Source organism: Rothia mucilaginosa, assembly GCF_001061665.1.
Lineage (GTDB): Bacteria > Actinomycetota > Actinomycetes > Actinomycetales > Micrococcaceae > Rothia > Rothia mucilaginosa_A.
Genome location: NZ_JVSP01000001.1, coordinates 78,179 through 100,091, shown reverse-complemented (window position 1 = coordinate 100,091; position 21,913 = coordinate 78,179). Strand labels below are relative to the sequence as shown.

At 67.2% G+C, this 21,913-nt stretch carries 15 protein-coding genes and 1 pseudogene; 13 read left to right on the top strand and 3 right to left on the bottom strand.

Going from position 1 to position 21,913, the window contains the following annotated elements; all coding sequences use genetic code 11:
• The 12 genes and pseudogenes from ADJ95_RS09360 to ADJ95_RS00300 form a co-directional block, all read left to right on the top strand.
• Positions 1 to 913 (top strand): annotated as a pseudogene (locus ADJ95_RS09360) (hypothetical protein); the annotation flags it as partial.
• A 219-nt stretch (positions 914 to 1,132) separates the two neighbouring features.
• Positions 1,133 to 2,317 (top strand): thiamine-phosphate kinase, encoded by a 1,185-nt coding sequence (locus ADJ95_RS00350; protein WP_239662737.1) that lies wholly within the window; start codon positions 1,133 to 1,135, stop codon positions 2,315 to 2,317.
• 228 nt (positions 2,318 to 2,545) lie between these two features.
• Positions 2,546 to 3,964, top strand: coding sequence for a Dak phosphatase (locus tag ADJ95_RS00345; RefSeq protein ID WP_152691673.1), 1,419 nt, complete (start codon positions 2,546 to 2,548; stop codon positions 3,962 to 3,964).
• Positions 3,961 to 7,116, top strand: coding sequence for an ATP-dependent DNA helicase RecG (locus tag ADJ95_RS00340; protein WP_080974900.1), 3,156 nt, complete (start codon positions 3,961 to 3,963; stop codon positions 7,114 to 7,116). Before ADJ95_RS00345 ends, ADJ95_RS00340 begins: the two co-directional genes overlap by 4 nt.
• A gap of 119 nt (positions 7,117 to 7,235) precedes the next feature.
• Positions 7,236 to 7,892 (top strand): 16S rRNA (guanine(966)-N(2))-methyltransferase RsmD, encoded by a 657-nt coding sequence (rsmD, locus tag ADJ95_RS00335; RefSeq protein WP_049331407.1) that lies wholly within the window; start codon positions 7,236 to 7,238, stop codon positions 7,890 to 7,892.
• A complete protein-coding gene (gene coaD / locus ADJ95_RS00330; protein ID WP_049331404.1) occupies positions 7,889 to 8,365 on the top strand; it encodes a pantetheine-phosphate adenylyltransferase in 477 nt (158 codons plus the stop codon). The genes rsmD and coaD overlap by 4 nt, the downstream gene beginning before the upstream one ends.
• A 242-nt stretch (positions 8,366 to 8,607) precedes the next feature.
• Positions 8,608 to 9,198 carry a YceD family protein gene (locus tag ADJ95_RS00325; RefSeq protein ID WP_080974899.1) on the top strand — a complete coding sequence of 197 codons (591 nt, stop codon included), beginning with the start codon at positions 8,608 to 8,610 and terminating at the stop codon, positions 9,196 to 9,198.
• 30 nt (positions 9,199 to 9,228) lie between these two features.
• Positions 9,229 to 9,432, top strand: coding sequence for a 50S ribosomal protein L32 (gene rpmF, locus ADJ95_RS00320; RefSeq protein WP_005505656.1), 204 nt, complete (start codon positions 9,229 to 9,231; stop codon positions 9,430 to 9,432).
• Between the two features lie 16 nt (positions 9,433 to 9,448).
• A complete protein-coding gene (rnc, locus tag ADJ95_RS00315) occupies positions 9,449 to 10,138 on the top strand; it encodes a ribonuclease III (RefSeq protein ID WP_049331402.1) in 690 nt (229 codons plus the stop codon).
• 75 nt (positions 10,139 to 10,213) lie between these two features.
• Positions 10,214 to 11,266, top strand: coding sequence for a bifunctional DNA-formamidopyrimidine glycosylase/DNA-(apurinic or apyrimidinic site) lyase (gene mutM, locus ADJ95_RS00310; RefSeq protein WP_049331400.1), 1,053 nt, complete (start codon positions 10,214 to 10,216; stop codon positions 11,264 to 11,266).
• A gap of 168 nt (positions 11,267 to 11,434) precedes the next feature.
• Entirely contained in the window at positions 11,435 to 12,031 is a 597-nt protein-coding gene (locus tag ADJ95_RS00305; RefSeq protein WP_049331399.1) for a Panacea domain-containing protein, read from the top strand.
• Between the two features lie 11 nt (positions 12,032 to 12,042).
• The gene (locus ADJ95_RS00300; RefSeq protein WP_049331397.1) at positions 12,043 to 12,600 is read left to right on the top strand and encodes a hypothetical protein; all 558 of its coding nucleotides are present in this window, start codon (positions 12,043 to 12,045) and stop codon (positions 12,598 to 12,600) included.
• 35 nt (positions 12,601 to 12,635) lie between these two features.
• On the opposite strand, the gene ADJ95_RS00295 is transcribed toward ADJ95_RS00300, so the two are convergent.
• From ADJ95_RS00295 to ADJ95_RS00285, 3 genes are all read right to left on the bottom strand, one after another.
• Positions 12,636 to 13,862, bottom strand: a complete 1,227-nt coding sequence (locus tag ADJ95_RS00295; protein WP_049331395.1) for an NAD-dependent epimerase/dehydratase family protein — start codon at positions 13,860 to 13,862, stop codon at positions 12,636 to 12,638.
• 32 nt (positions 13,863 to 13,894) lie between these two features.
• Positions 13,895 to 16,912 (bottom strand): alpha/beta fold hydrolase, encoded by a 3,018-nt coding sequence (locus ADJ95_RS00290; protein WP_049331392.1) that lies wholly within the window; start codon positions 16,910 to 16,912, stop codon positions 13,895 to 13,897.
• Positions 16,913 to 17,016: 104 nt separating this feature from the next.
• A complete protein-coding gene (locus ADJ95_RS00285; protein ID WP_049331390.1) occupies positions 17,017 to 18,072 on the bottom strand; it encodes a 3-oxoacyl-ACP synthase III in 1,056 nt (351 codons plus the stop codon).
• A 312-nt stretch (positions 18,073 to 18,384) separates the two neighbouring features.
• On the opposite strand from ADJ95_RS00285, the gene ADJ95_RS00280 reads away from it, so the two are divergent.
• Entirely contained in the window at positions 18,385 to 21,870 is a 3,486-nt protein-coding gene (locus tag ADJ95_RS00280; protein ID WP_414706031.1) for a chromosome segregation SMC family protein, read from the top strand.
• The last annotated feature ends 43 nt before the right edge of the window (positions 21,871 to 21,913 follow it).

The window sequence follows — 21,913 nt, the reverse complement described above, 5'->3', positions numbered from 1 at the left end:
CCAGGACCCCACTCCTGAACCGACTCCGGAACCCTCCAAGGACGTGACTCCGGAGCCTACTCAGGACCCCACCCCCGAGCCGACCCAGGACCCCATCCCTGAACCGATTCCGGAACCCTCCAAGGACCCGACCCCTGAACCGACTCAGGACCCCATCCCCGAGCCGTCCAAGGAACCCACGAGGGACGCAGACCCGAACCCGGTTAAGGACCCCACTCAGGAACCTAAGCAACAGCCGGTTGTCCCCGTGCCCAATCCGGAGCCCACGAAGAACGTTTCCCAGGATCCGGTGGTTCCCGTTATCCCCGTGATTTCTGACGAACCCAGGGATAACACCCCGAACCAACCGGTGGCTCCTCCGGAGACAGAGCCCGTGGCGCCGGCGCCCTCGGTGGACCGTGAGGTTATTGCGCCGACCAGGCGTCAAGAGGACACCGTCATCTCCATCGAGGTGGTGCGCCCGAGCACTTCGTCGGCATCGAGCGAGTCCGCAAAGCCGACCCCGATTGGTGACACCGATGAGGATCCGTTGCCCTCCGGCTCCACCACGCTGGGACGCATCGCGGCGAACAATGGTTCGCAGGATTCCATCCCCGGTGCAGCCGATTGGGTGGCCGGTTACCTTTCGCGTAATAAGTCCGAGGATGACCGAACTGCAGAGGCCAGCCCCTCGAAGTCGCCCAGCTCGGCGGCAGCATCGAAGTCGCCCAGCTCCTCCGCGTCCGCTACCGCCAGCCGCTCCGCCAAGAGCGTGACCAAGGCCGACGGCGCGAACGCCTCGCAGGAGCAGGCCGTGAAGAATGCCGACGCGGACGACTCGGGCCTGTCCGGCATCGCGCCACTGATTCTCTTCTCGCTCATCGGCATCGTGCTGATTGCCCTGGCAATCCGCTACTTCAGCCAGGGAAGCTAAGACTCCCGAACGGGTAGAGACCAGGCTGTCATTCTCCCTAGTGAGAAAAGCGGCCGCGAGCTAACGCGTAGCGCAGAATACGCGATAATTAAGGGTGTGAATCCTCAAACATCTAGTGAAACGCGGGACCATCCCACGCGCGAGACGCCTCTCGCGCAGCTGGGAGAGTCCCGCGTTCTGCGCGCCTTCATGCCCATTATCGAGGCGCATAACGAACGAGTGACCGATGCACTCCGCGCATCGGGGCGTACCGAAGCGCTCGAGGTGGGACCCGGAGACGACTGCGCCGTGCTGACCCCCTCGACCGAGCGGACCGTGGTCACCACCGATACCCTCGTGCAAAACCAAGACTTTATGGACCCCTGGCTCGGGGGCTTCGACGGAACCCGTAGCGGCGGGTACGAGGTCGGCCGCAAATCGGCCACGCAAAACCTGGCCGACGTCGCCGCCATGGGCGCGCGGCCCGTGAGCCTTTTCGCATCCCTGAGCCTGCCGGGTGAAACCCCCTACGGCTGGGTCGAGGACTTCGCCCGGGGACTCGTGGACGGCGTGCGCGCCTGCGGAGCTGAAGACTGCACAATCGCCGGGGGCGACATGGGTGCCTCCGGCGAGATTTCGGTAACCGTCACCGCCCTGGGCCGCACCGACCGGCCCGTGCTGCGCTCCGGCGCGCAGGTGGGTGACACGCTTGCGCTGGCCGGGCGTACCGGCTGGGCCGACGCCGGGTTGCGGCTGCTCCTCAACCCGCTATCCCGCCCCGCCATGGTGCTGCTGAAGGGCATCGCGAACGGCGGGCTGTCCCACGATCCGCTCCCCGAAATTCCCCTGTCCGAGGGGCTTTTGGACCTCATCGGAACCCTGAATAGCGCCGAAGCTGCCGAAATGCTCGAGGCCTGCGAACGCGCCATTGATGCGCAGATGCGCCCGGTCAGCCCGGTGCCCCTGGGCGAGGCGGCGCGCGATGCGGGCGCGAACGCCATGCTGGACGTTTCCGATGGGCTCGTCAAGGATTCGGGCCGGATCGCCCGCGCATCCGGCGTGCAGATTCACCTGGACGAGGCCGCCGTGGATGCGCTTGCCGCGCCCCTGCTGCCCGTGGCCCGTCTGCTGCTGACCATCGTCGAACACAACGAGGGGGCCGAGAGTCCCGCCTCCCTGGCCAGGGCCTTCGTGCTCGGCGGGGGAGAGGATCACGGCTTGCTGGCGACCTTCCCCGCGGAGGTGCCCGAGGGCTTTACGATCCTGGGCTCGTGCCGCGTGGACCGCGCGGGCCGAGCCCACAGTGCGGATCCCCTGGCCGGTGGGCACTACGGTGCGGGGCATCGCGGGTCGCTCGCGGCCGGTGCCGTGCTCATGAACGGCGCGCCCCTGAGCGAGCTGGGCTGGGAACACTACGGGGCCTAGCGCGAGCCGGGACCCGCGGGTTCTTAGACTCTTGGGTTTCGCGGAAAATACCGTACATTTAATCGAAAATTCTATTAGAATAGAAATACGAAGCAGGGGTGGGGTAAGGGCGCGAAGACTGCGCCCACCCGCCGACCTGCGAATTACCGCAATTAGCCGTGGTGCGGGCCAGCCCTGGCGCGCGTGGGCTCGCGGAAACACCAGAAACCGGAACCGCAGGAGGGGAGCATGAGGACAGAACGTGAAGACTCGCGGGGCACCCGGCCCGCCGGAACCCGCGGTGATGCCCGTCCCGAGGATCGTTCCGAGGGGTCGAATAGCGCTTCTGCGCCGACCGGCCCCGAGCTCAACGCCTCCCGGCGCGAGGCCCGCGAGGTGTACCGCCGGGCCTGCATGCGAGCCTACAGGTTCGGCATCGCCTGGTCCGCGAGCGCCCGCGCGGTGGTGGACCACTACCGTGAGCCTCTCAACGAGCTCAACGGCTTTCCCGTGCCCGACCACGACACCGGGTCGAACCTGGCCCACACTCTGCGCACGCTCACCGAGGAATTCGACCGGGGCATGGAGGAACTCCTCTTCGAGGACCCCGCGGATCGTGAAGACGTGCCCGGGCTGGCCCACCTGTGGGTGCGCCTGGGCGGAATCTACGAGCGCGCCATCGTGAGCGCTTCGCGGATGGCCCGCGGCAACTCCGGAACGCTACTTTGCGCCTGGGGCTTGGAAGCCGTGCGCAGCTACTGGGGCCTGCCCGGCAACCTTGCTCAGGAGCTGGGTCCGGAGGCTGAGGAACTGCCCCTGCTGAGCGCCCTCGCCCGAGATGAGGAGCGGGTGCGCGCGGCTCACGCGGCCGCTTCGGGAAGCGGAGACCTCGAGGCGCCCCGCGGTTTTGACTACGCGGTGGCCGAGGCCCGCGCCATGGCCTGCGCCGCCGAGCGCGTGCGCGCGAGCGTGGGGGAGCAGATGGTGCCCTCCACGATGCTTTCCGTCATGGTGGAGCTGGCCAGCCTGGGGCTGTACTACCCCGAGGGGGAGGACACCCCCGAGAAACCCGCGCACGGCGCTGATGAACCCGAAGCTGGCGAGCCCGAAGCTAGCGGGGCGGATGGTGCCAAGGCGGAGGATGCCGAGGGTACAGAAACCCCTCTGAACCGCGCCCGCCGCGCCGCCATGCTGAGGGCCCTGGAACGCACCGCCGAGCATCCGCCCGCACCGCACCTGGCCGGAAGCGTGGACGCCGGCGCTCTCGGCTTCTACCTGGCCGTCGTGCACGCCAACCCGAGGTGGGAGGGCGCAACCCTGAGCGAGGAGGAGGTCCGGAGCATGCTGACCCCCGCCTCCACGGCACCCGCACAGGTTGCTCCCGCCCCGGGCGCGAAGACTCCCGCAGAGGAGGGGGAGAGCGGCTGGGAGCTCATGGGTACCCTGCGCTGCGAACCCCTCGCGATGGCTCAGCTGCGTCTCGAGCTGGAGGGTATGGGCGATAGCCTGCTCATCACCCCGCTGGATATGGCCGCAGGCCTCTGGGCCGTGCACGTGCACGTTCCCGAGGTGGAACCAGCCCGCCGACTCGTGACCTCATACGGGGAGTGGTCGGACGAGCGCATCTCCTCGCTCGCGGACGGGCACCACGCGGAGGGCTGCGGATGAGCCCGCGCCGCACCCCAAAGCACAGCCCCGAACAGGAGGCCCTGGACCTGGGCCTTTTCGGGGCTGAGCCTGCCGCGCCCACCGAACCAGCCGAACTCGCCGAGACGGCTGAACCCGTTGCGCTCGCCGAACCTCACAAGAGGGAACGCGGGGTGCCCCTCCTCAGCGACGAACAGCTACGCACCACGGCCGAGCTGACCGTCCGTGACCTTGCCGCCTTCGCCCGCGGCGAGGCGAGCCGCGAGGAGCTGAGCGAACGGGCCGCGCGTCGAACCAGCGCACCCTACCGTAAGGCGCTCAGGGCGCTCAAACATTCGCTGGGCCCCGCCGCGCACGCCATGACCGACGATGCGCTCTACGAGCTCGTGGATATCGCGCTGGCCGTCCGGCAGACGGCTCAGCCGGAGACGAATCAGCCGGAGGAATCTACCCCGAAGAAGCCGGCACGGAAGGCACCCGCCCGAAAGAAACCGGCGCAGAAAGAACTAGCTCAGAAAGCCTCCGCGAAGAAGGCCCCGGCTGAACGGAAAGCTGCGGTTGAACGGAAGGCCCCGGCTGAGAAATCGACCTCCGCATCAGTTGCCGCGGAGGCCAAAAGTCGTGCCCTGGCGCGCTACGCCGCCGAGGACAGCCTCGAGAACGCGCCCCTCAAAAAGTACCTGCCCGCCCCCAGCGCCAAGGCCATCGCCACGCACCTGGGAATCACCACGGTCGGCCAGATGCTCGAATACTTCCCGCGCAAGTACCTGCCGCGCGGCGAGCTCAGCTCCTTTGCCGAACTCGTTGAGGGGCAGGACGTCACCATCATTGCGCGCGTGGTGCACGTGAGCACCCGAACCATGGCGGCCCGCCGCGGCAAAATCACCGAGGTGACCATCACCGACCGGCTCGCCGACTCCTCCGCGCACGAGGAGAGCGGCTTCGGCGGCATCGGGACCGTGTCCGTGACCCCCGGCCGCGCCAACGCCTCCGCCCCGGGCACCTCCTCCCGGGGGGCATCCGGGCTGGGTCTGCGCTGGCAGGCAACCGGCCAGCACAACCCGCGCATCGACTCCCTCGCCGCGCCCGCATCCTACACGGGCTACGCCGACTCCTACGGGCAGGACGACTTTACCCGTCCCGAGCAGGGCGGCCTCTTTGGCGTGCCCGCACCCACGCCGCTCATCGGCGCGCAGATGAAGCTTTCCTTCTTCAACGCCTGGACCGCCGCCCGCGAAATTCGCGAGGGCGAAACCATGATGTTCTCCGGTAAGGTCGGCATCTACCGCGGCGAGTACACGCTCACCAACCCGCACTACGCCCTGCTCTCGAAGGACGCCTCCGGCTCCGAGATGAACGAGGCCGCCACCGCCCCCGTGCCCGTCTACCGGGCCCCCACCAAGCTGCCCACCGACCGCATCGCCGGGTACATGGAGCAGCTGCTGGAGAAGGTTCCACTCAAGGAGCTCGAGGACCCGGTGCCCTACGCGATTCGTCGCGCCCGCAAGGTGCCCTCCCTCGCCTGGACCTACCGCGCCCTGCACACCCCCGACACCGAGGACACGTGGCGTGCCGCCCAGGCGCAGATGCGCTACCGTGAGGCCTTCGTGCTGCAGAGCGCCCTGGCGCGCCTGCACTCGGCCCGAGCAGCGCACCGCACGCAGGCCCGGCCACCCATCAAGGACGGCCTGGCCGATCGCCTGCTCGAGGTGCTGCCCTACGAGCTGACCGAGGGACAGCGGAAGGTGGGGGAGGAAATCTCCGCCGACCTCGCGAGCGAATCGCCCATGAACCGCCTGCTGCAGGGTGATGTGGGTTCCGGCAAAACCGTGGTGGCACTGCGCGCCATGCTGCAGGTGGCCGATGCGGGCGGCCAGTCCGCGATGCTCGCCCCGACCGAGGTGCTCGCCGAGCAGCACCTGCGTTCGGTGCTGGATATCCTGGGGGACATGGCCGCGCCCGAGGACTCTGACGGTTCTGCCGGAGGAATCCCCGAAGGGACTGTGCGCGTGCGCCTGCTGACCGCCTCCATGGGCACCCGCGCCAAGCGCCAGGTGCTGAAGGAGCTCGCCGACGGCACCGCGCAGATTGTGATTGGCACGCACGCCCTGCTCTCCGATGACGTGCGCTTCAACGACCTGGGCCTGGTCGTCGTGGACGAGCAGCACCGCTTCGGCGTGGAGCAGCGCGACGGCCTGCGCGGCCCCGACGGCGCCCTGCCGCACCGGCTGGTCATGACCGCGACGCCCATTCCGCGCACCGTCGCCATGACGGTGTTCGGCGACCTGGACGTGTCCGTGCTGGACACCCTACCCGCCGGCCGCCAGAAGATTTCGACCCACGTGGTGCCCCTCGCCGAGAAGCCCGCCTGGGCCTCCCGCCTGTGGCAGCGCGCCCGGGAAGAAATCGACGCGGGCCACCAGGTGTACGTCGTCGTACCCAAAATCGGGGAGGACGGCGACGGCCTGGAGGAGGGTGCCGCGTTCTTCGGTGCCTCCGTCCCGACCGTTGCGGGCACCCCCGGCCTGGGCGGTCGGGCCAGCAGCGATGGCAAGGTGCAGCTGACCTCCGTGGCCTCCATGCACGCCTACCTGAGCGCCGAGGATTCCCTCGTCGGCGTGCGCATCGGCACCCTGCACGGCCGCATGGATCCGGCGGAGAAGACTGCCGTCATGACCGCCTTCGAGCGCGGCGAGATTGACCTGCTCATCAGCACCACCGTCATCGAGGTGGGCGTGAACGTCCCGAACGCCACGCTCATGATCATCATGGACGCGGACCGCTTCGGCATCTCGGGCCTGCACCAGCTGCGCGGCCGTGTGGGCCGCGGCGGCTACGCGGGCACCTGCCTGCTGGTCACCCGCCAGGAGGAGGGCGGTGTCTCCCGCGAGCGTCTGGATGCGGTCGCCTCCACCACGGACGGCTTTGAGCTCTCACGCATCGACCTGGCCCAGCGCCGCGAGGGTGATATTCTGGGTGCTGCGCAGTCCGGTTCGAAGAGCACCCTGCGCTTTCTGCGGGCGCTCGCCGATGCCGACATTATCGAGAGGGCCCGAGAGGACGCCCGCTCGGTGGTTGAGAAGGACCCGACGCTGGCTAAGCACCCGTCGCTGGCCCGCACGATTGACCGTGCCCTGGACGCTGACCGCGAGGCCTTCCTCGGCAGGGGATAGGTGCTCGGGGAATGGGGAGCACACTCTGCCCACTGTTCGCTAAAACCGTGCCCGCCCAAACCGTAACTGCACCACACCGCCGTTACCTAGTTAGTCAACTACTTCAGAGGAGAGACCCTATGAGCCGCATTATTGCCGGTGCCGCCGGAGGCGTGCGCCTGGCCTCGGTGCCGGGGGACAACACACGCCCCACCACGGACCGGGTGAAAGAATCCCTCTTCTCCAAGCTGGAGAGCTACGACCTGCTGCGCGGCGCCCGCGTGCTGGATGCCTTTGGTGGCTCCGGCGCGCTGGGATGCGAGGCGCTCTCTCGCGGTGCCGCCTCCGTGACCCTGCTGGACACCTACCCGAAGGCGGTTGCGGTGATTCGTCGCAACGTCGAGGCGGTGCAGAAGGCGATGGGCGGCAAAGCTGCCGGTTCTGTGGCTCGCGTGCAGCAGTCTCAGGCGCTGAGCTACGTGCAGGCCGCATCGGGCCCGTGGGACCTGGTGTTCGTTGACCCGCCCTACGCCATGCCGAACGAGCAGGTGCGCGAGCTCATGCGGGCGCTGACCCCCAAGCTCGCCCCGGGTGCCGTGGTGGCGGTGGAACGCTCCTCGCGCGATGCGGAACCCGAGTGGGGCGGCGAGCTGCACTGCTTCTCGACCCGCCAGCACGGCGAGACGGTGCTCTACTACGTTGAGCCCGAAGAGCCGGCCGACGGAGACGATCCCGCCGACGACTCTGCCGACGAAACAACCCCTCACCACTTCGACACCGCGGAGGTTACCGCATGATTGCCCTGTGCCCCGGATCCTTCGACCCCGTGCACCACGGTCACCTGGAAATCATTGCCCGGGCCGCCGAGCTCTTCGATGAAGTCATCGTGGGCGTGGCCCATAACAGCGCCAAGAAGTACCGCTTCTCCCTCGAGGAGCGCGTGCGGCTCGTGGAAGAGTCCCTGCGCGAGCTCGGCATTGAGGGCGTGAGCGTGGAACCGATTCCGCCGGGCGTGCTGCTGGCCGAGTACGCGGCCGAACGCGGCGCAAAGGTGCTGGTCAAGGGCCTGCGCTCGGCCACGGACTACAGCTACGAGGCTCCCATGGCGAGCATGAATCGTCACCTGGCGCGCGTGGAGACCGTGTTCCTGGCGGGTGAGGACCGCTACGGGGCGGTGTCCTCGACCATTATTCGCGAGGTGGCTTCGCTGGGCGGTGACGTGACCCCCTTCGTGCCGGAGGCGGTGGCCCGCGCGCTGAAAAACGCCTAGAAAAACGCCTAATCAACCCAGGCACACACCACCGGGCGCGCACCCGTCCGACACGCCCGCCGACATGCCCATCGGTACGGCTCCCGCACCGCCGACCGGGCACTTAACCGCCTCTGCAGCCTCCCGGCCGGCCGGTTAAGCGCCGCGCGGCGCCTCCTTGAGGAGATATTTAAGAGGTGAGCGCCACTTAATTGGATTTAAAAGAGCCTTAATCTTGATTAACCGCGCGAACCACCCCTAAAATGGGACTTTGGTTTATACATTTCGTAAGGAGAAACGCCATTTCACGTGCAGACGCATCGCCGCTGGTGGTATCGGTCACTAACCTGATGCACCGTCCCGGCACCATGGAAACCCTCACCGAGGTCGTGCCCGCACCGGCAGACCTGGGTAACGCGCTCATCGGCGTGGAAGAGGGTTCGGATATTGACCTCGATATTCGTATGGAGTCTGTTGTTGATGGTATCCTAGTTACCGGCTCCGTCGTCGTGGATGTACACGGCGAGTGTAGCCTCTGCTTGGATCCGATTGATTACGAGATGTCGGCCAATATTCAAGAGCTTTTCGTCTTTGAGAAGGCCCCGGCTGGCGGCCCCGAAGACGAAGTAGATGAGCAGTACGCCGTTGAGGATGATTCCATCGACCTTGAACCGGCTCTGCGGGACGCAGTAATCCTTCAACTGCCGTTCCAGCCTGTTTGTAGGGACACCTGCCAGGGTCTGTGCGCCGATTGCGGTGCGCGCCTGGAGGATGACCCCGGGCATCATCACGAGGTGTTGGATCCGCGCTGGTCGGCCCTGCAGGGCCTGCTCGGTGCAGATACCGAAAACTAAATTGTTGTTACTAGAGATTGTGAGATAGCTGTGGCTGTTCCCAAGCGCAAGATGTCCCGCGCTAACACCCGCGCACGCCGTTCCCAGTGGAAGGCATCCGTGCCCCAGCTGGTTAAGACCGTTGAAAACGGTCGCGTGACCTACAGCCTGCCCCACCAGGCAAAGGTTGTAACCGACGCTGCAGGCAACGCCCTGTTCCTGGAGTACAAGGGCCGTAAGGTTGCAGACGCCTAAGAAGCGGTGAATCCTTATGACTGAATTTCCTAGTGTTGATACTAGGGAGTTGCGTAAACGTCTCGGGGTCGATATCGACGCCGAGACGTTTTTGCTATCCCTAACCCACCGCTCCTACGCCTTCGAGAACCCCGGGGTGGAGCATAACGAGCGCCTGGAGTTCCTGGGCGATTCGGTGCTTTCCCTGGCGATCGCTGAAGAAGTGTACCGGCGCTACCCCGAGCTACCCGAGGGTGAACTCGTGAAGCTGCACCACGTGGTGGTGTCCACCGTGGCGCTGGCGAAGGTAGCGCGCGACCTGGACCTGGGCCGGTACATTCGGCTCGGCAAGGGTGAGCTGCACACCGGTGGCGCGGACAAGGACTCGATCCTGGCGGACACGATGGAGGCAATCTTCGGCCTGACCTACCTGCAGTGCGGTCGCGAGGCAGCCCGCGAGCTGGTTCTGCGCCTGATCGCGCCGCTGCTCGACGACGAGAAGGTGCTGAACTCCGGCCGCGATTGGAAGACCGACCTGCTGAACCTCGCCACCGCCCGCGGCTGGGGGGACGTCAGCTATGAAGTCACCGGTGAGGGTCCCGACCACGCGCGCGTGTACACCGCGGTCGCAATCGTGGCGAACCAGAAGACGGGCACCGGCGTGGGCCCGAGCAAGAAGGAAGCGGAACGCCTGGCCGCCGAGCAGGCGTACCGGGTTCTGGTTTAGGCTCATTCAAGCATCCTGCTGGTCTGTTAGCTTTGCGGGCTCTTGATTCTGTAGCCCCGCTGATTGGAGAGATTCATGCCCGAACTGCCCGAGGTAGAAACCGTTCGCGCAGGTCTAGCCGACCATTCGCTGGGCCGCCCCGTGCAGGCGGTGCGAGTGCTGGATGCGCGTTCGCTACGTAGACACCTGCCCGGTCCCGCCCACTTCGAGGCGGCGCTCACCGGCAGGGCGCTGCGCGGCGCCTACCGCCGCGGCAAGTACCTGTGGCTGACCCTGAGCGAGCCGGACGGCGCGCTCGCCGATGAGGCGCTCGTGGTGCATCTGGGCATGAGCGGTCAGCTGCTCGTGCGCGATGAGCCGGGCGGCGAATTAGACAAGGATTCGGGTAATGATTCGGAGGCTCGCGCGGCCTTTGATGAGCAGCCGCGGCACCTGCGCGTGGCACTGGAACTAGGACCGGCGGAAGCCAGGCCCGAAGAAACCTCCGAGGGGGAGGGACGCGCCGGGCAGCGCTTGCTCTTCGTGGACCAGCGCATCTTCGGCGGCATGTTCCTCAGCCCGCTCGTGCCGGATGTCCCCGCGGCGGTTGCAACGAATGAAGTAGCGCCCGATGAAATGGGGCAGAGCGAAGTACCGGAGCATTTTCTAGTACCGGAAGCGGTCAAGCACATTGCCCGCGACCCGCTGGATGAGTTCTTCGACCCCGCGGCGGTGCGCCGCAAGTTTTTGCGCACCTCCAGCGGCATTAAGAAGGTGCTGCTGGACCAGTCGGTAATCTCCGGGGTGGGCAATATCTACGCCGACGAGGCGCTGTGGCGTGCGCGGCTGCACTACGCGAAGCCCGCGCGCACCCTCAGCGCCGCGCAGACCCGCGACCTGCTGGAGGCGGTCACCCAGGTGCTCCGCGAGTCCCTGGCGGCGGGCGGCACAAGCTTCGACGCCCTGTACGTGAACGTGCTGGGCGAGTCGGGGTACTTCGAGCGCTCGCTGAACGCCTACGGGCGGGCGGGGGAGCCCTGCCACCGTTGCGCGGAGGCGGGCCGCACCTCCCTGATCGTGCGCGAGCCGTTCCAGAACCGCTCATCCTACCGTTGCCCGCACTGCCAGCGGGCGCCGCGCTCACGCTAACCTCGCACGTCCAATAGTCTTGTCTAAGACGGACGATATGGAAATGACGAGTACATATACACCAAAATATTAACTGGTGTACGCTAAATATAAACGGACGGCTGGCAGAGCATACCGCCCAGATTATCTGATATTTTTGAACTTCAGCACCGAAAGGATGTGAAAACCATGCGCTCTGTTTTTGATGTCTCACTCGACATCCTAAAGGTCTCCGGACAGGAGAGCCTGCCGACGCTCACCCTGCAGAAGCTGGTCTTCTACACCTACGGGTGGTACGCTCACCTGACCGGTTCACGGCTTTTCGAGCAGTCTTTCTACGCAATGCCCAAGGGGCCCGTGGTAGGTGAGTTGCTGACCGCTCACGCTCGTCGGCTCGATGTTGACCGTGATGTTTTAGAGATGGGTCGGGAACTTTTGGAGGACGAGCCTCAGCCTGAAGATCCCTACTACATCCAGATTATTGAGGCCGTCTGGGGGTACTACGGTAAATTTTCGCGTTGGCAACTGGTCGATATGACCCATGAGGAGCAGGTTTGGCGGGACGCTTGGGATTCCCGACGTGAGGGCTCCCGACGTGCTCCTCTGGAAGCAACGGATATTATTGATTACTTTGCCTTGAAGCGCGATATTCCTGAAGCCCTGCGTGCCCAGCTACCTGATCCCCTCGTTGAACGTCTTACCGAGGGTGAATGGGCACATCTGGAAGCCGTTCCTGTCGTCGCTCACGCCCCCTTCTTTGAGCGTCTCATGGCGCGAGTTAACTAACGACGAGCGTCATGAACTACTCCGTTAGAAAGCTTGACGAGGAACACTACCTGGAATTTTTTGAGACTACCACGAGCTTGGGAGAAGGCACCGAATTAGGCGACTGGTTGCAAACCAAAGCTCGGGAGTACCAGAAACTCCACCGGAGCGTCGTATGGATCATGGGGGACGCAGATGATCCGGAGGACGTGATTGGATACTTTACGCTAAGTGGTTACCAGATTACAGGTGGGTCCCTCACGAAGCGTCTGCGCTCTGGCATTGAGCCGAGCCAGACCCATCCCGCACACCTTTTAGGAAAATTCGCCCTACGTACTGAGGGTCAAGGTAAAGGCATGGGGGAATTGCTCATGCTGGAGGTCTTCCGTAAATATCGTGATGTGGTTGCTATCTCTGGAAGCCGCTTCCTTTGCTTACACGTGCGGAACGAGGAACTCGAAAAGTACTACGAAGGGCGCTACGGATTCAGCACGGTAAGTGATGGATGCGGGTACCCAAAACTCATGGTGATAAGCACCGAGGCGGTGTTGGATCTACTTCGCAGGGTTGAAGAAAGCTACCCGAGTTAACCAATGTTAGCCGCGGCTGTACCTATCGCCTGCACCTAGCGGCTGTACCTGTCTCCGTAGAAAGCCCCCAGGCGCTCGTAGCCCTCCTCAATCGACACGGCAGGCTCCCACTGCAGCAGCTCGCGGGTGCGGCGCTGATCGAACCAGTGTGCCGTCGAGAGCTGCTCGGCGAGGAACTCCGTCATGGGCGGCTCATCGCCGGCCGTCACGTTCTTCGGCAGACGCTCCCACACGCGCTCGATTAAGCGCCCGGCCAGGGCCGCAACCTTCGCCGGCACCGAGAAGCGCGGGGCGGGAACGCCGACCGCCTCGCAGAAACCGCCGAGTAGCTCAGAGATAGTGCGCGGCTGGCCGTTCGTGACCACCAGCGCCCGGCCCGCAAAGGCGTCGAGGCGCTGATAGCCGCGCACCAACGCATCCGCGGCGTTATCAATGTAGAGCGTGTCAATCAGGCCCGTACCGCCAGAGAGCAGCGGCAGGCGGCCCGCGGCGGAACGCTCCAGAATACGCTCCACCAGCTGGGTATCGCCCGGACCCCACATCAGGTGCGGGCGCAACGCGCCGGTGTGCATGACCCCGCCCGAGGGCAGGGGCGTGCCGTTCGCCTCCAGAACCAGCAGCTCGGCGGCCGCCTTGGAACGGGCGTAGTTGCCGCGCGCGTGCTCCGGGGACGCCTCGCCGGCGCCGTCACCCACGATGGAAGATCCCGCGTGCGCCACCGAGGGCGAAGAAATGTACAGGAAGGTGCGCACCGAGTGGTTCACGGCAACCTGCAGCATGACGCGGGTTCCGCCAATATTAATGCGCTCGTAGTCGGCCCACTCGCCGCTGACCGAAACCTTCGCGGCCGCGTGCACCACGCCGTCCACGCCGGTCATGGCCTCGTCGACGACCTTTTCGTTCGTGATGTCGCCGCGCACCTGCTCAAAGCGGGGGCGAATCGAATCGGGTAGCAGGGCCGCGATGCCCGAGTCGCCGCGCTGCAGAACGCGCACATCGTAACCGACGCGCAGCAGCTCCAGCACGCTCTCACGACCCAGCAGGCCCGACGCGCCTGTGAAGAGGATACGCTCGCCAATACGCGGCGCGAAGTCCGACTCCTCGACGGCGCGCAGGGAACGCGGCGCGGGATCGCTGTAGCGGGCGGCCAGGGGGCGCGCCGGCTTACGGAAACGAGCCGTGGGGGAGGCCGCCGTGTGCGCGGTCGACAGGCGGGGCGCAGCCTCGCGAGAAGAGGACCCGTGCGAAGAATGAGGGGACATCATGCTCCTTAGAAAGTAAAGACCCGGCGGATTTACGCCCCGGCGAGGACATTTGCCGCCCACTCGCCCAGGGCGGGGCGGTCAATCTTCGAATTGTGGCGAATATCGGTCGGATGCTCGTGCACCACCAGCACGGCGGCCACCTCCACGCCGGTATCCTCGGCGACCTTTCGGCGCACCAGCTGGGAGAGCTCGAAGGGTGCCACGCCCTCCGCGATGGGGAAGCGGCCCACGCCGGGCACGCGGTCGAGCAGGGCGCGCTTGAACGCGGAGGCCGACTGGCGCGCCTCCAGTACGGCGGTGTTCGCGGAAGCCTCGATGACCAGCACGGGGGCGGCGGTTCCGGCGGGGCCCACCGCAACCAGGGCGGCGCGGCGCACCTCCGGCAGCGACTCGGCGGACTGCTCGGCGGCCACCGGGGTCAGCACACCCTGCGAAGTCAGCAGCACGTGGGCGAGGCGGCCCTCAACCCACAGGCGGCCCGAAGCATCCAGGTGACCGACATCACCGGTGTGATGCCAACCCGGGGTGCTAATGGACTGCTCCTCAGTCACCCACAGGGTATCGTAGCGGTCCTTCACGTGCGGTGCCGAGACCAGAATCTCGCCGGTCACGCCGGGCTCGTGGGTCATTTGCGAATCGACCGAACCGTCCTGCAGCAGCGGTGCAATAGCCACCGCCGCGCCGTACACCGCGAAGCCCACGCACACGCCGTCGCGGGCGAACGGGTCGAGCACCTCACCGGCGGCGTTCGGGGTGCCCTCGGCGATCGCCTGGCGAATCATCTCGAAGGACACATCGGTCACCGGCAGGCCCTCGGTCATACCGTAGGGGGTGTGCAGGGAGGCGTTCGGCACCAGGGCGGAGAGCGCCTCCAGCAGGGGCACGGGAATCGGCGCGCCAGCGCTCAGCACGGTCTGAACCTTCGCCAGGGCCGCGCGCTGCTCGCCGCTCAGCTCGTCGGCGGTCGCCACCACGTTCACCAGGGCGGCGGGGGAGGCGAACACGACCGAAGCGTCGATGGCCGCCGCGGCCGAGGCCAGGGCAGAGGCCGTCAGGGTCTTCGGGCGGGTCACATCCATGGTCGGGGTCACGCTGGTCGCGCCCAGGGCCGGACCCAGCAGCGCGAAGGGCGCGAAGCCGGCCACCAGGCCGCTACCGGGCGCGAAGCCGTAGGTGTTCGCGATGGCGTCGCGCATACCCGCCAGCTGCCGCTGCGTGTACACCACGCCCTTGGCCGGGCCGGTCGAACCGGAGGTGTACAGCACCGCCGCGTCAGCATCCGGCACGGGGGAGGGGAACTCCACCACGGTCGGGGTGGGGATGGGCTCGCCGAGTCGCCCCTCGGCGGAGGCGGCGAACACGGAACCGGCAACGCCCAGCACCTTCTCCTGCGCGGCACCCAGCGGCTCCACCGAGATGCGCTTGCCCGGCCAGAGCAGGGTGCGGGCGGCGGTCAGCGCGGCGGGAATACCGATCAGGAAGCTCGGGTTGGCGCCCTTCAGCGCGCGGGTCAGGCCCGCCAGGCCCAGGCCGGTATCGGCCACGACGATGACCGCGCCGAGCTTCAGGCAGGCGTAGATCAGGGTGGTCAGGCGTGCACCGGGCGGCACCATGAGGTTCACGCGGTCACCCGGACGCACACCCAGGGCGTGAAGGCGGGCCGCGGCGGCGTTGACCTGGCGGTTCAGCTCGGCCCAGGTGAGGGTCACGCTCACGGTGGTGCCATCGCCCTTGGGATCCATATCGACCACGGCCACGGAGGTGTCGTCGGCGCGCTCGGTGAGGGCCGCGAGCATGGGGCGGAACGCCTCGGGAACAGCGCCCTCAGCAGCGGTACCCTCGCCGGCGGCTCCCGCCGAGGTTTCGGCGTCCAGGCCGTGGCGGCGCGCGCGGGCGGCGCGGTGCTCGGCCTCAGCGTTGCGCGCCGGAACCAGGGAACCGTCCTCGCCGCGGGTTCCGAAGGTCTGCGCGAGCCAGGACATGATCGGCGCGGCGATATCGTAATCCTCGGCCACCAGGTGCGAAGCCTTCTCGTAGCGGTGCACCTTAGCCTGCGGCATGCGCTCCATCAGGTCGAAGAGGTAGCGGCGCTGGAACACCGGATCCTTCGTGCCCCACTGGAAGAACGCGGGCACATCCAGGTCACGAATCTGCTCAGCAATGCGCTGCATGGGCGCGTACGAGGGCACGTCGGTGCCGGTCGGAATATCGCCCACGAAGTTGCGCACGCCCTCGCGCCAGGCCGGGTGGGCGTAGGGGGCGCGGTAGGTGCGGTAAATCGCCTCGTTCAGCGGGCTCGGGTACAGGCGCTTGGGCTGCTTACCCATCGGCTGCGGCAGGGGACCGCCCGCGGGGCCAGCGCCGGGGGTTCCGGGCTCGGGCAGGCGGCCCTCGTTCTGAGCCAGGCCCAGTGTCACATCAATAAACGCGGTGGAATCACGGGTGCCCAGCTCGTGCACGCCCAACGCCAGGCGCAGGGCGGCGGGAATGTTCTCAATGCCGTCGTGGTACACCGCGGTGTTGGTCAGCAGCACGCCCGAGAGAAGGTCGCGGTGCTCCAGGGCCCAGCCAAAGGAAATGAGGCCGCCCCAGTCGTGGGCGAGGGTCACGACCGGCTGATCGGTCTGATCCAGGCCGAGGGCCTTCGTAAAGTCGCCCAGGTCGGCGATGCGGTCCTCCAGGCTGCGGCGCTCGCTCTCCAGGTCCAGGTGAGTGCGCTCCGAGAAGCCCATGTCAATCTGGTCGACCGCCACCACGCGCCACGGGGTGCGCTCGTTCACGCCCGCATCCAGCACGGTGCGCCACAGGTACGACCAGGTCGGGTTGCCGTGCACGCACAGAATCGTGCCGATGGGCTCCAGTCCGCGTTCGGCGAGCACCGGTAGGTTGTCCAGGTAGTGCCAGCGGCGCGCGTCCGCCTGCTTTGCCCGCCGCTCAATGGGGGCGGTGGTGGGCACCTCCAGCCGGTGGGAGTAGCGCGGGTCCACGCCCGCCCACTCCTCCGGGTTGTAGGGAGGCTGGGTCTTGGGGAAGTTCAGGTGACGCATACTGGGGGTCCTTCCGGCCGAGGGCTTCGGCGGTTAGCGGAATCGGTGAGGGGATGCCGGGTTGGGGGCGGCGAACGGGCTGAAGGGCCCGCGGGGGTGAGTCGCTACCACTGAATCTCGAGCAGGGCGGTGTTCAGGCCCGAACCCACGCCCATGCACAGAATACGGTCGCCCTCCCTATAGGTCGGCGCGCACTCGGCCAGGGTCATCGGCAGAGCCGCGGCGGCCACGTTGCCCCACTTCGGGAAAGTCAGGGGGATACGGTCGCGCTCGATGCCGACCGCCTCGATAATGGCGTTCGTGTGGGCGTTCGAAATCTGGTGGGTCACGTAGGAGGTCATGTCGTTCCACTCCCAGCCGTCCTGATGCGCCTGCTCCCAGGCCTGCGCCACGAGCTCCAGGCCGTGCCTGAGCAGGCCCTCGGCGTCAGTGTTCATGCCCTGATCCGCCTCGCCGCCGATGCACAGGTTGCGGTGCTCGGTGCCCGCGCGGGACACCGAACCGATGATGCGGTGACCCTCCGGATGGCGGTCAGCGCGACCAATCACAGCCGCCGCCGCACCCGAACCGAGGGTCAGGGTCGCAAACTGAGCCAGCACGTCCTCGCGGGTCGAATCGGGGTTATTCAGGATGCGCACCGCGGTACGGTGCCACGGGGAGGGGTCCTCACCAGCGACAATCAGGGCGTAGTCGATAGCGCCCGCATCAATCATGGTGGAGGCGACGGTCATCGCGTTCACGAAGCCCAGGCATGCGTTCGTAATATCGAAGTTTAGGGCGTGACGCGGCAGGTCCAGGCGGTCGTGCACACCCACCGATACGGCGGGCTCGAAGTTATCGCGCGTGACCGAGGCGTTAATCAGCAGGCCAATCTGGGAGCGGTCAATACCCGCCTGTTCGATAGCCTTCTCTGCGGCGGCGACCACGCCGTCCTCGAAGGTCTGGCCCTCGGCCCAGCCGCGGCGGGTGCTAATGCCGGCAAGGCGCTCGAGCAGGCCCTTGGGCATCTTCAGGCGCTTGTAGGTACCGGCCAGCTGCTCATCGAAGTAATCGCTCGTGACGACCTCCGGAGGCAGCTCATGGGTAATAGACAGCAGAGCTGCATTAGCGTGGCGAATGTCAGAGTTCGTGCCGACCTTATCGGCGGATGCATTCAACAATGGTGTGGCCTTTGAAAATAGAAGTCAGTGGGATACATAGAAAAACGCGGGGATGCGAACAGCGGCCCCGCAGAATTCGTGATGCTCATTCCAATCTACCGCACCGACCGGGCGAACCCGTATCCGTAGACCCACTATGAACGCGCCCGTTCACCCCGCGCGTAAGATGATGCACAATGAGGAACTTTGAACCCTTTTCACCCCGTGCACGTTCACGCCGCCCGCCCGCCGCACCGCGTACACTAGAGGGATGCCGCCACGCACCACAGAACGTGCCCGGCACACACCAGTTCTTCTGCAGAAAGGCCCCTTGTGCACCTGATGTCGCTGACCCTGCGCGGGTTCAAGTCTTTCGCCTCCGCCACCACTTTTGAGTTCACCCCCGGCATTAACGCGGTGGTCGGCCCCAATGGCTCCGGCAAGTCCAATGTGCTGGATGCGCTCGCCTGGGTTATGGGCGAGCAGGGCGCTAAGAGCCTGCGCGGCGGCAGCATGAAGGACGTTATCTTCGCGGGCTCCGGCGAGGTTGGTTCGGGTGACGGCGCCCAGCGTGCACCCCTGGGCCGCGCCAAAGTCACCCTGACTTTCGATAATTCGGACGGCACCCTCAGTATTCCCGCTGATCGGGTGCAGATTTCGCGCACCATGTTCCGTTCGGGCGGCAGCGAGTACGAGATTAACGGTTCCCCGGCGCGCCTGGCCGATATCCAGGACCTGCTGTCGGAGGCCGGCCTGGGTCAGGACATGCACGTGCTCGTGGGCCAGGGCCAGCTGGATGCGGTCCTGCACGCAACCTCGCAGCAACGCCGCGACATGATTGAGCAGGCGGCCGGAGTGGTGAAGTACCGCCGCCGCCAGGAGAAGACCAGCCGCAAACTGGAGTCGGTGGCCTCTAACCTGACGCGCCTGAGCGACCTGGCGAGCGAGCTGGACTCGCAGCTTCAGCCGCTGAGCGACCAGGCCGAGTCCGCCGCGACCGCGCGGCAGCTGCAGGGGCGCATCCGCCAGCTGGAGTCGGTGCTTCTGGCCCGTCAGCTGGGCGTTCTGCGCGCCGAGCAGGAGCAAGTCGCCACCGCCGAGGCGCAGGGCACCCGCCGTGCCGAGGGTCTGAGCGAGCAGCTGCGGGCGGCCCGCGAGGCGGCCGAGGCGCATCGCGAGGGGCAGCTTCGACTCACCGCAGAGGTGACGGCGGCCCAGGCCGCGGTGTCTTCCCTGCGCGAGTCTGCGGCGCGCACCCGTTCGGTGCAGTCCATCGCCGCCGAGCGCGTGCGCACCTACCGCGTGGAGCTGACGGAGGCGACCGCCGCCGCCCGCGCCGGGTACGAGCGCGCCCTGGAGGTGCTGGAGGAGCGCCGCGAGGAGTCCGAGCGCGCCACCGAGCAGTACGCCGGCTTTGAGGAGCGCTACGCGGAGGCCCTCGCCCGGGTGGAGCGTGCCGCCGAGGCCGTGGAGGGTTGCGAGCGGAGCACCGGGGAGGCAGCGCACCGCCGGGCCCGCGCGCAGGAACAGCTGGATGCGGCCCGCGCCGAGGCCGTGGAGGCGACCCGCGCCTACGCGGCGGCCTCCGAGCGTGCCGCGACCCTGCGTGAGGCGCTGGGGCAGAGCCTGGGGGAGGATCCTGCCGGGGGGACCGTGACCGAGGCCTCCGCGGCCGGGGATCCTGCGAAGAATTCCGCCGCTTCGGGCGAGGACGAGTTCGATCCCGAAACCGGCGAGCTGCTGGAGCACGCCGAACCGGCCGACTCCGGGGCGCCCGCCGCGGGTGCCCTGCGCGTGCTCAACGCCGTGCAGATTGACCCCGAGTACGCTCGCGCGGCGGCCTGCGCCCTGAGCGCCCTGGCCACGGCCGCGCTCACCGAGTCCTCCGCTGGCCCTGGCCGTTCCCACCTGCGCGGGGAGGCCCCCTCGCACGAGCGAGTCCCCGCCGCTTCGCTTCCCGAGCCTCACGCGGAGCGCCTGGCCGAGCTGGGCGTGCGCGCGGCCCTCGAGGTCGTCGAGCCCCTGAACGAGGAGGCCGCCGCACTGAGTGGCATCGACGGCGAGACCCTGCGGGTTGTGGTTGCCGCCCTGCGTGAGCGCCTGGCCGGGACCCTCTTCGCCCCGAGCCCCAAGGCGGCCGAGGTCGCCCTGCGCCTGCTGACCGCCGAGTACCCCGAAACCCCCGAAGACTCCAACGACTCCAAAAACCTCGAAAGCTCCGAGAGTGACACCTCGACCCCCGAGGGAGAAACCGCCGGCCGGGACGTTTTCTGGCGCGTCTTTGACGCACGCGGAGTCGAGTACACCCGCTACAGCCTGCTCTACCCGGCCGAGGGCGTGAGCGCCCTGGAGCTGGCCGCGGCCCACCGGGAGGCCGAGCGCGCAGTGGCCCTCACCCGCGCCTCCCTGGACGATGCCGAGGCCGCCGTGGCCCGCGCCCGCGCCGCATCGGAATCCGCGGTCGAGGACGAACGCGTGGCCGCCAAGGCCGCCGGCGTGGCCGCCGCCGAGCACGCCCGCGCCCGCGCGGAGGCCGAGTCCCTGAAGGACTCCGCGCTGAACGTTCAGAACGAGCGCGCCCGCCACGTCGAGCGACTGGCCGCCGCCGAGCGTGCCGTGAGCGAGGCGGAGTCCGCCTACCGCGCCGCCCGTACCCGCGAGGACGAGTACCTGGCCGGCACGGGGGAGCAAGCCCCCGCCGCCACGGTGGAGCGCCGTGCCCGCCGACTGCTCGAGGTGCTCTCCGCCGAGGTGACCGAGCGCGAGGGGCAGTTGCGCGAGCTGAGCGCCGAGCTGGAGAAGACCCGCGAGAGCGCCCTCGCCGCCGATGAGGAGGTGCGCGACCTGCAGTCGAGCCACGCCGCGGCCCTGACCCTGCTGGCCTGCACCCAGACCGAGGCGGCCCGCGTGCAGGAGCGCCTGCAGGCCCTGGCCGAGCGGGTGCGCCTGCAGACGGGCGTGAGCCTGGAGCAGCTGGGGGAGGACTACTCCGAACAGCTGCCCGTGGACGTCTCCGAAAATATCGAAAGCCTCGCCGGGGCGCCCGAAAATACCGCGGAAAAGGACGCGACCGAAAATACCGAAAGCGCCGCAAAGAATGTAGAAAATGCCGACGGCGCGGAAAACCCCGAGGACGAGCCCTCCGAACGCGAGGTCCCCACCGCCGTCGTGCGTGCCCGCCTGGAGGCGACCCGCGCCGAGCTCACCGCCCTGGGCGCCATCAACCCGCTGGCCCTGGAAGAGTACGAGGCCCTCTCCGAGCGCCACGCCTACCTGAACCAGCAGATTGACGACCTGAAGGCGACCCGCCGCGACCTCAACACGGTCATGGACGAGGTGAGCTCCCACATCGCCGAGGTCTTCACCGCCGCACTGGAGGACATCAACACCCACTACCGCCGCATCTTCGCGACGCTCTTCCCCGGCGGCGAGGGCCACCTGGAGCTCGACGACCCCGCCGACCCGCTGAACGCCGGCGTGGAGATTCACGCCCGCCCGGCCGGCAAGAAGGTCAAGCGACTTTCCCTGCTGTCGGGCGGCGAGCGCTCGCTGGCCTCGCTGGCCCTGCTGATTGCGATTTATATGTCGCGCCCCTCGCCCTTCTACGCCCTCGACGAGGTGGAGGCCGCCCTGGACGACCGCAACCTCTCGCGCCTGCTGCAGGTGCTGGGCGAGCTGGGGGAGCGCTCCCAGCTGATTGTGGTGACGCACCAGAAGCGCACGATGCAGATGGCGCAGACCCTGTACGGGGTGTCGATGCGCGAGGGTGTCTCCGCCGTACTGTCTCAGGATATGGAAGAGCTGCGCGAATTGCTCTAGGTTTCCTTCGGAATGGACCCGCTTGGGGCTTTATCACGCCCCT

Coding starts and splice junctions, on each gene's coding strand:
- mutM (WP_049331400.1), top strand. CDS start 10,214: ATGCCCGAACTGCCCGAGGTAGAAACCGTTCGCGCAGGTCTAGCCGAC.
- ADJ95_RS00295 (WP_049331395.1), bottom strand. CDS start 13,862: ATGTCCCCTCATTCTTCGCACGGGTCCTCTTCTCGCGAGGCTGCGCCC.
- ADJ95_RS00300 (WP_049331397.1), top strand. CDS start 12,043: ATGAACTACTCCGTTAGAAAGCTTGACGAGGAACACTACCTGGAATTT.
- rnc (WP_049331402.1), top strand. CDS start 9,449: ATGACTGAATTTCCTAGTGTTGATACTAGGGAGTTGCGTAAACGTCTC.
- ADJ95_RS00340 (WP_080974900.1), top strand. CDS start 3,961: ATGAGCCCGCGCCGCACCCCAAAGCACAGCCCCGAACAGGAGGCCCTG.
- ADJ95_RS00290 (WP_049331392.1), bottom strand. CDS start 16,912: ATGCGTCACCTGAACTTCCCCAAGACCCAGCCTCCCTACAACCCGGAG.
- ADJ95_RS00325 (WP_080974899.1), top strand. CDS start 8,608: ATGGGACTTTGGTTTATACATTTCGTAAGGAGAAACGCCATTTCACGT.
- ADJ95_RS00305 (WP_049331399.1), top strand. CDS start 11,435: ATGCGCTCTGTTTTTGATGTCTCACTCGACATCCTAAAGGTCTCCGGA.
- ADJ95_RS00345 (WP_152691673.1), top strand. CDS start 2,546: ATGAGGACAGAACGTGAAGACTCGCGGGGCACCCGGCCCGCCGGAACC.
- coaD (WP_049331404.1), top strand. CDS start 7,889: ATGATTGCCCTGTGCCCCGGATCCTTCGACCCCGTGCACCACGGTCAC.
- rsmD (WP_049331407.1), top strand. CDS start 7,236: ATGAGCCGCATTATTGCCGGTGCCGCCGGAGGCGTGCGCCTGGCCTCG.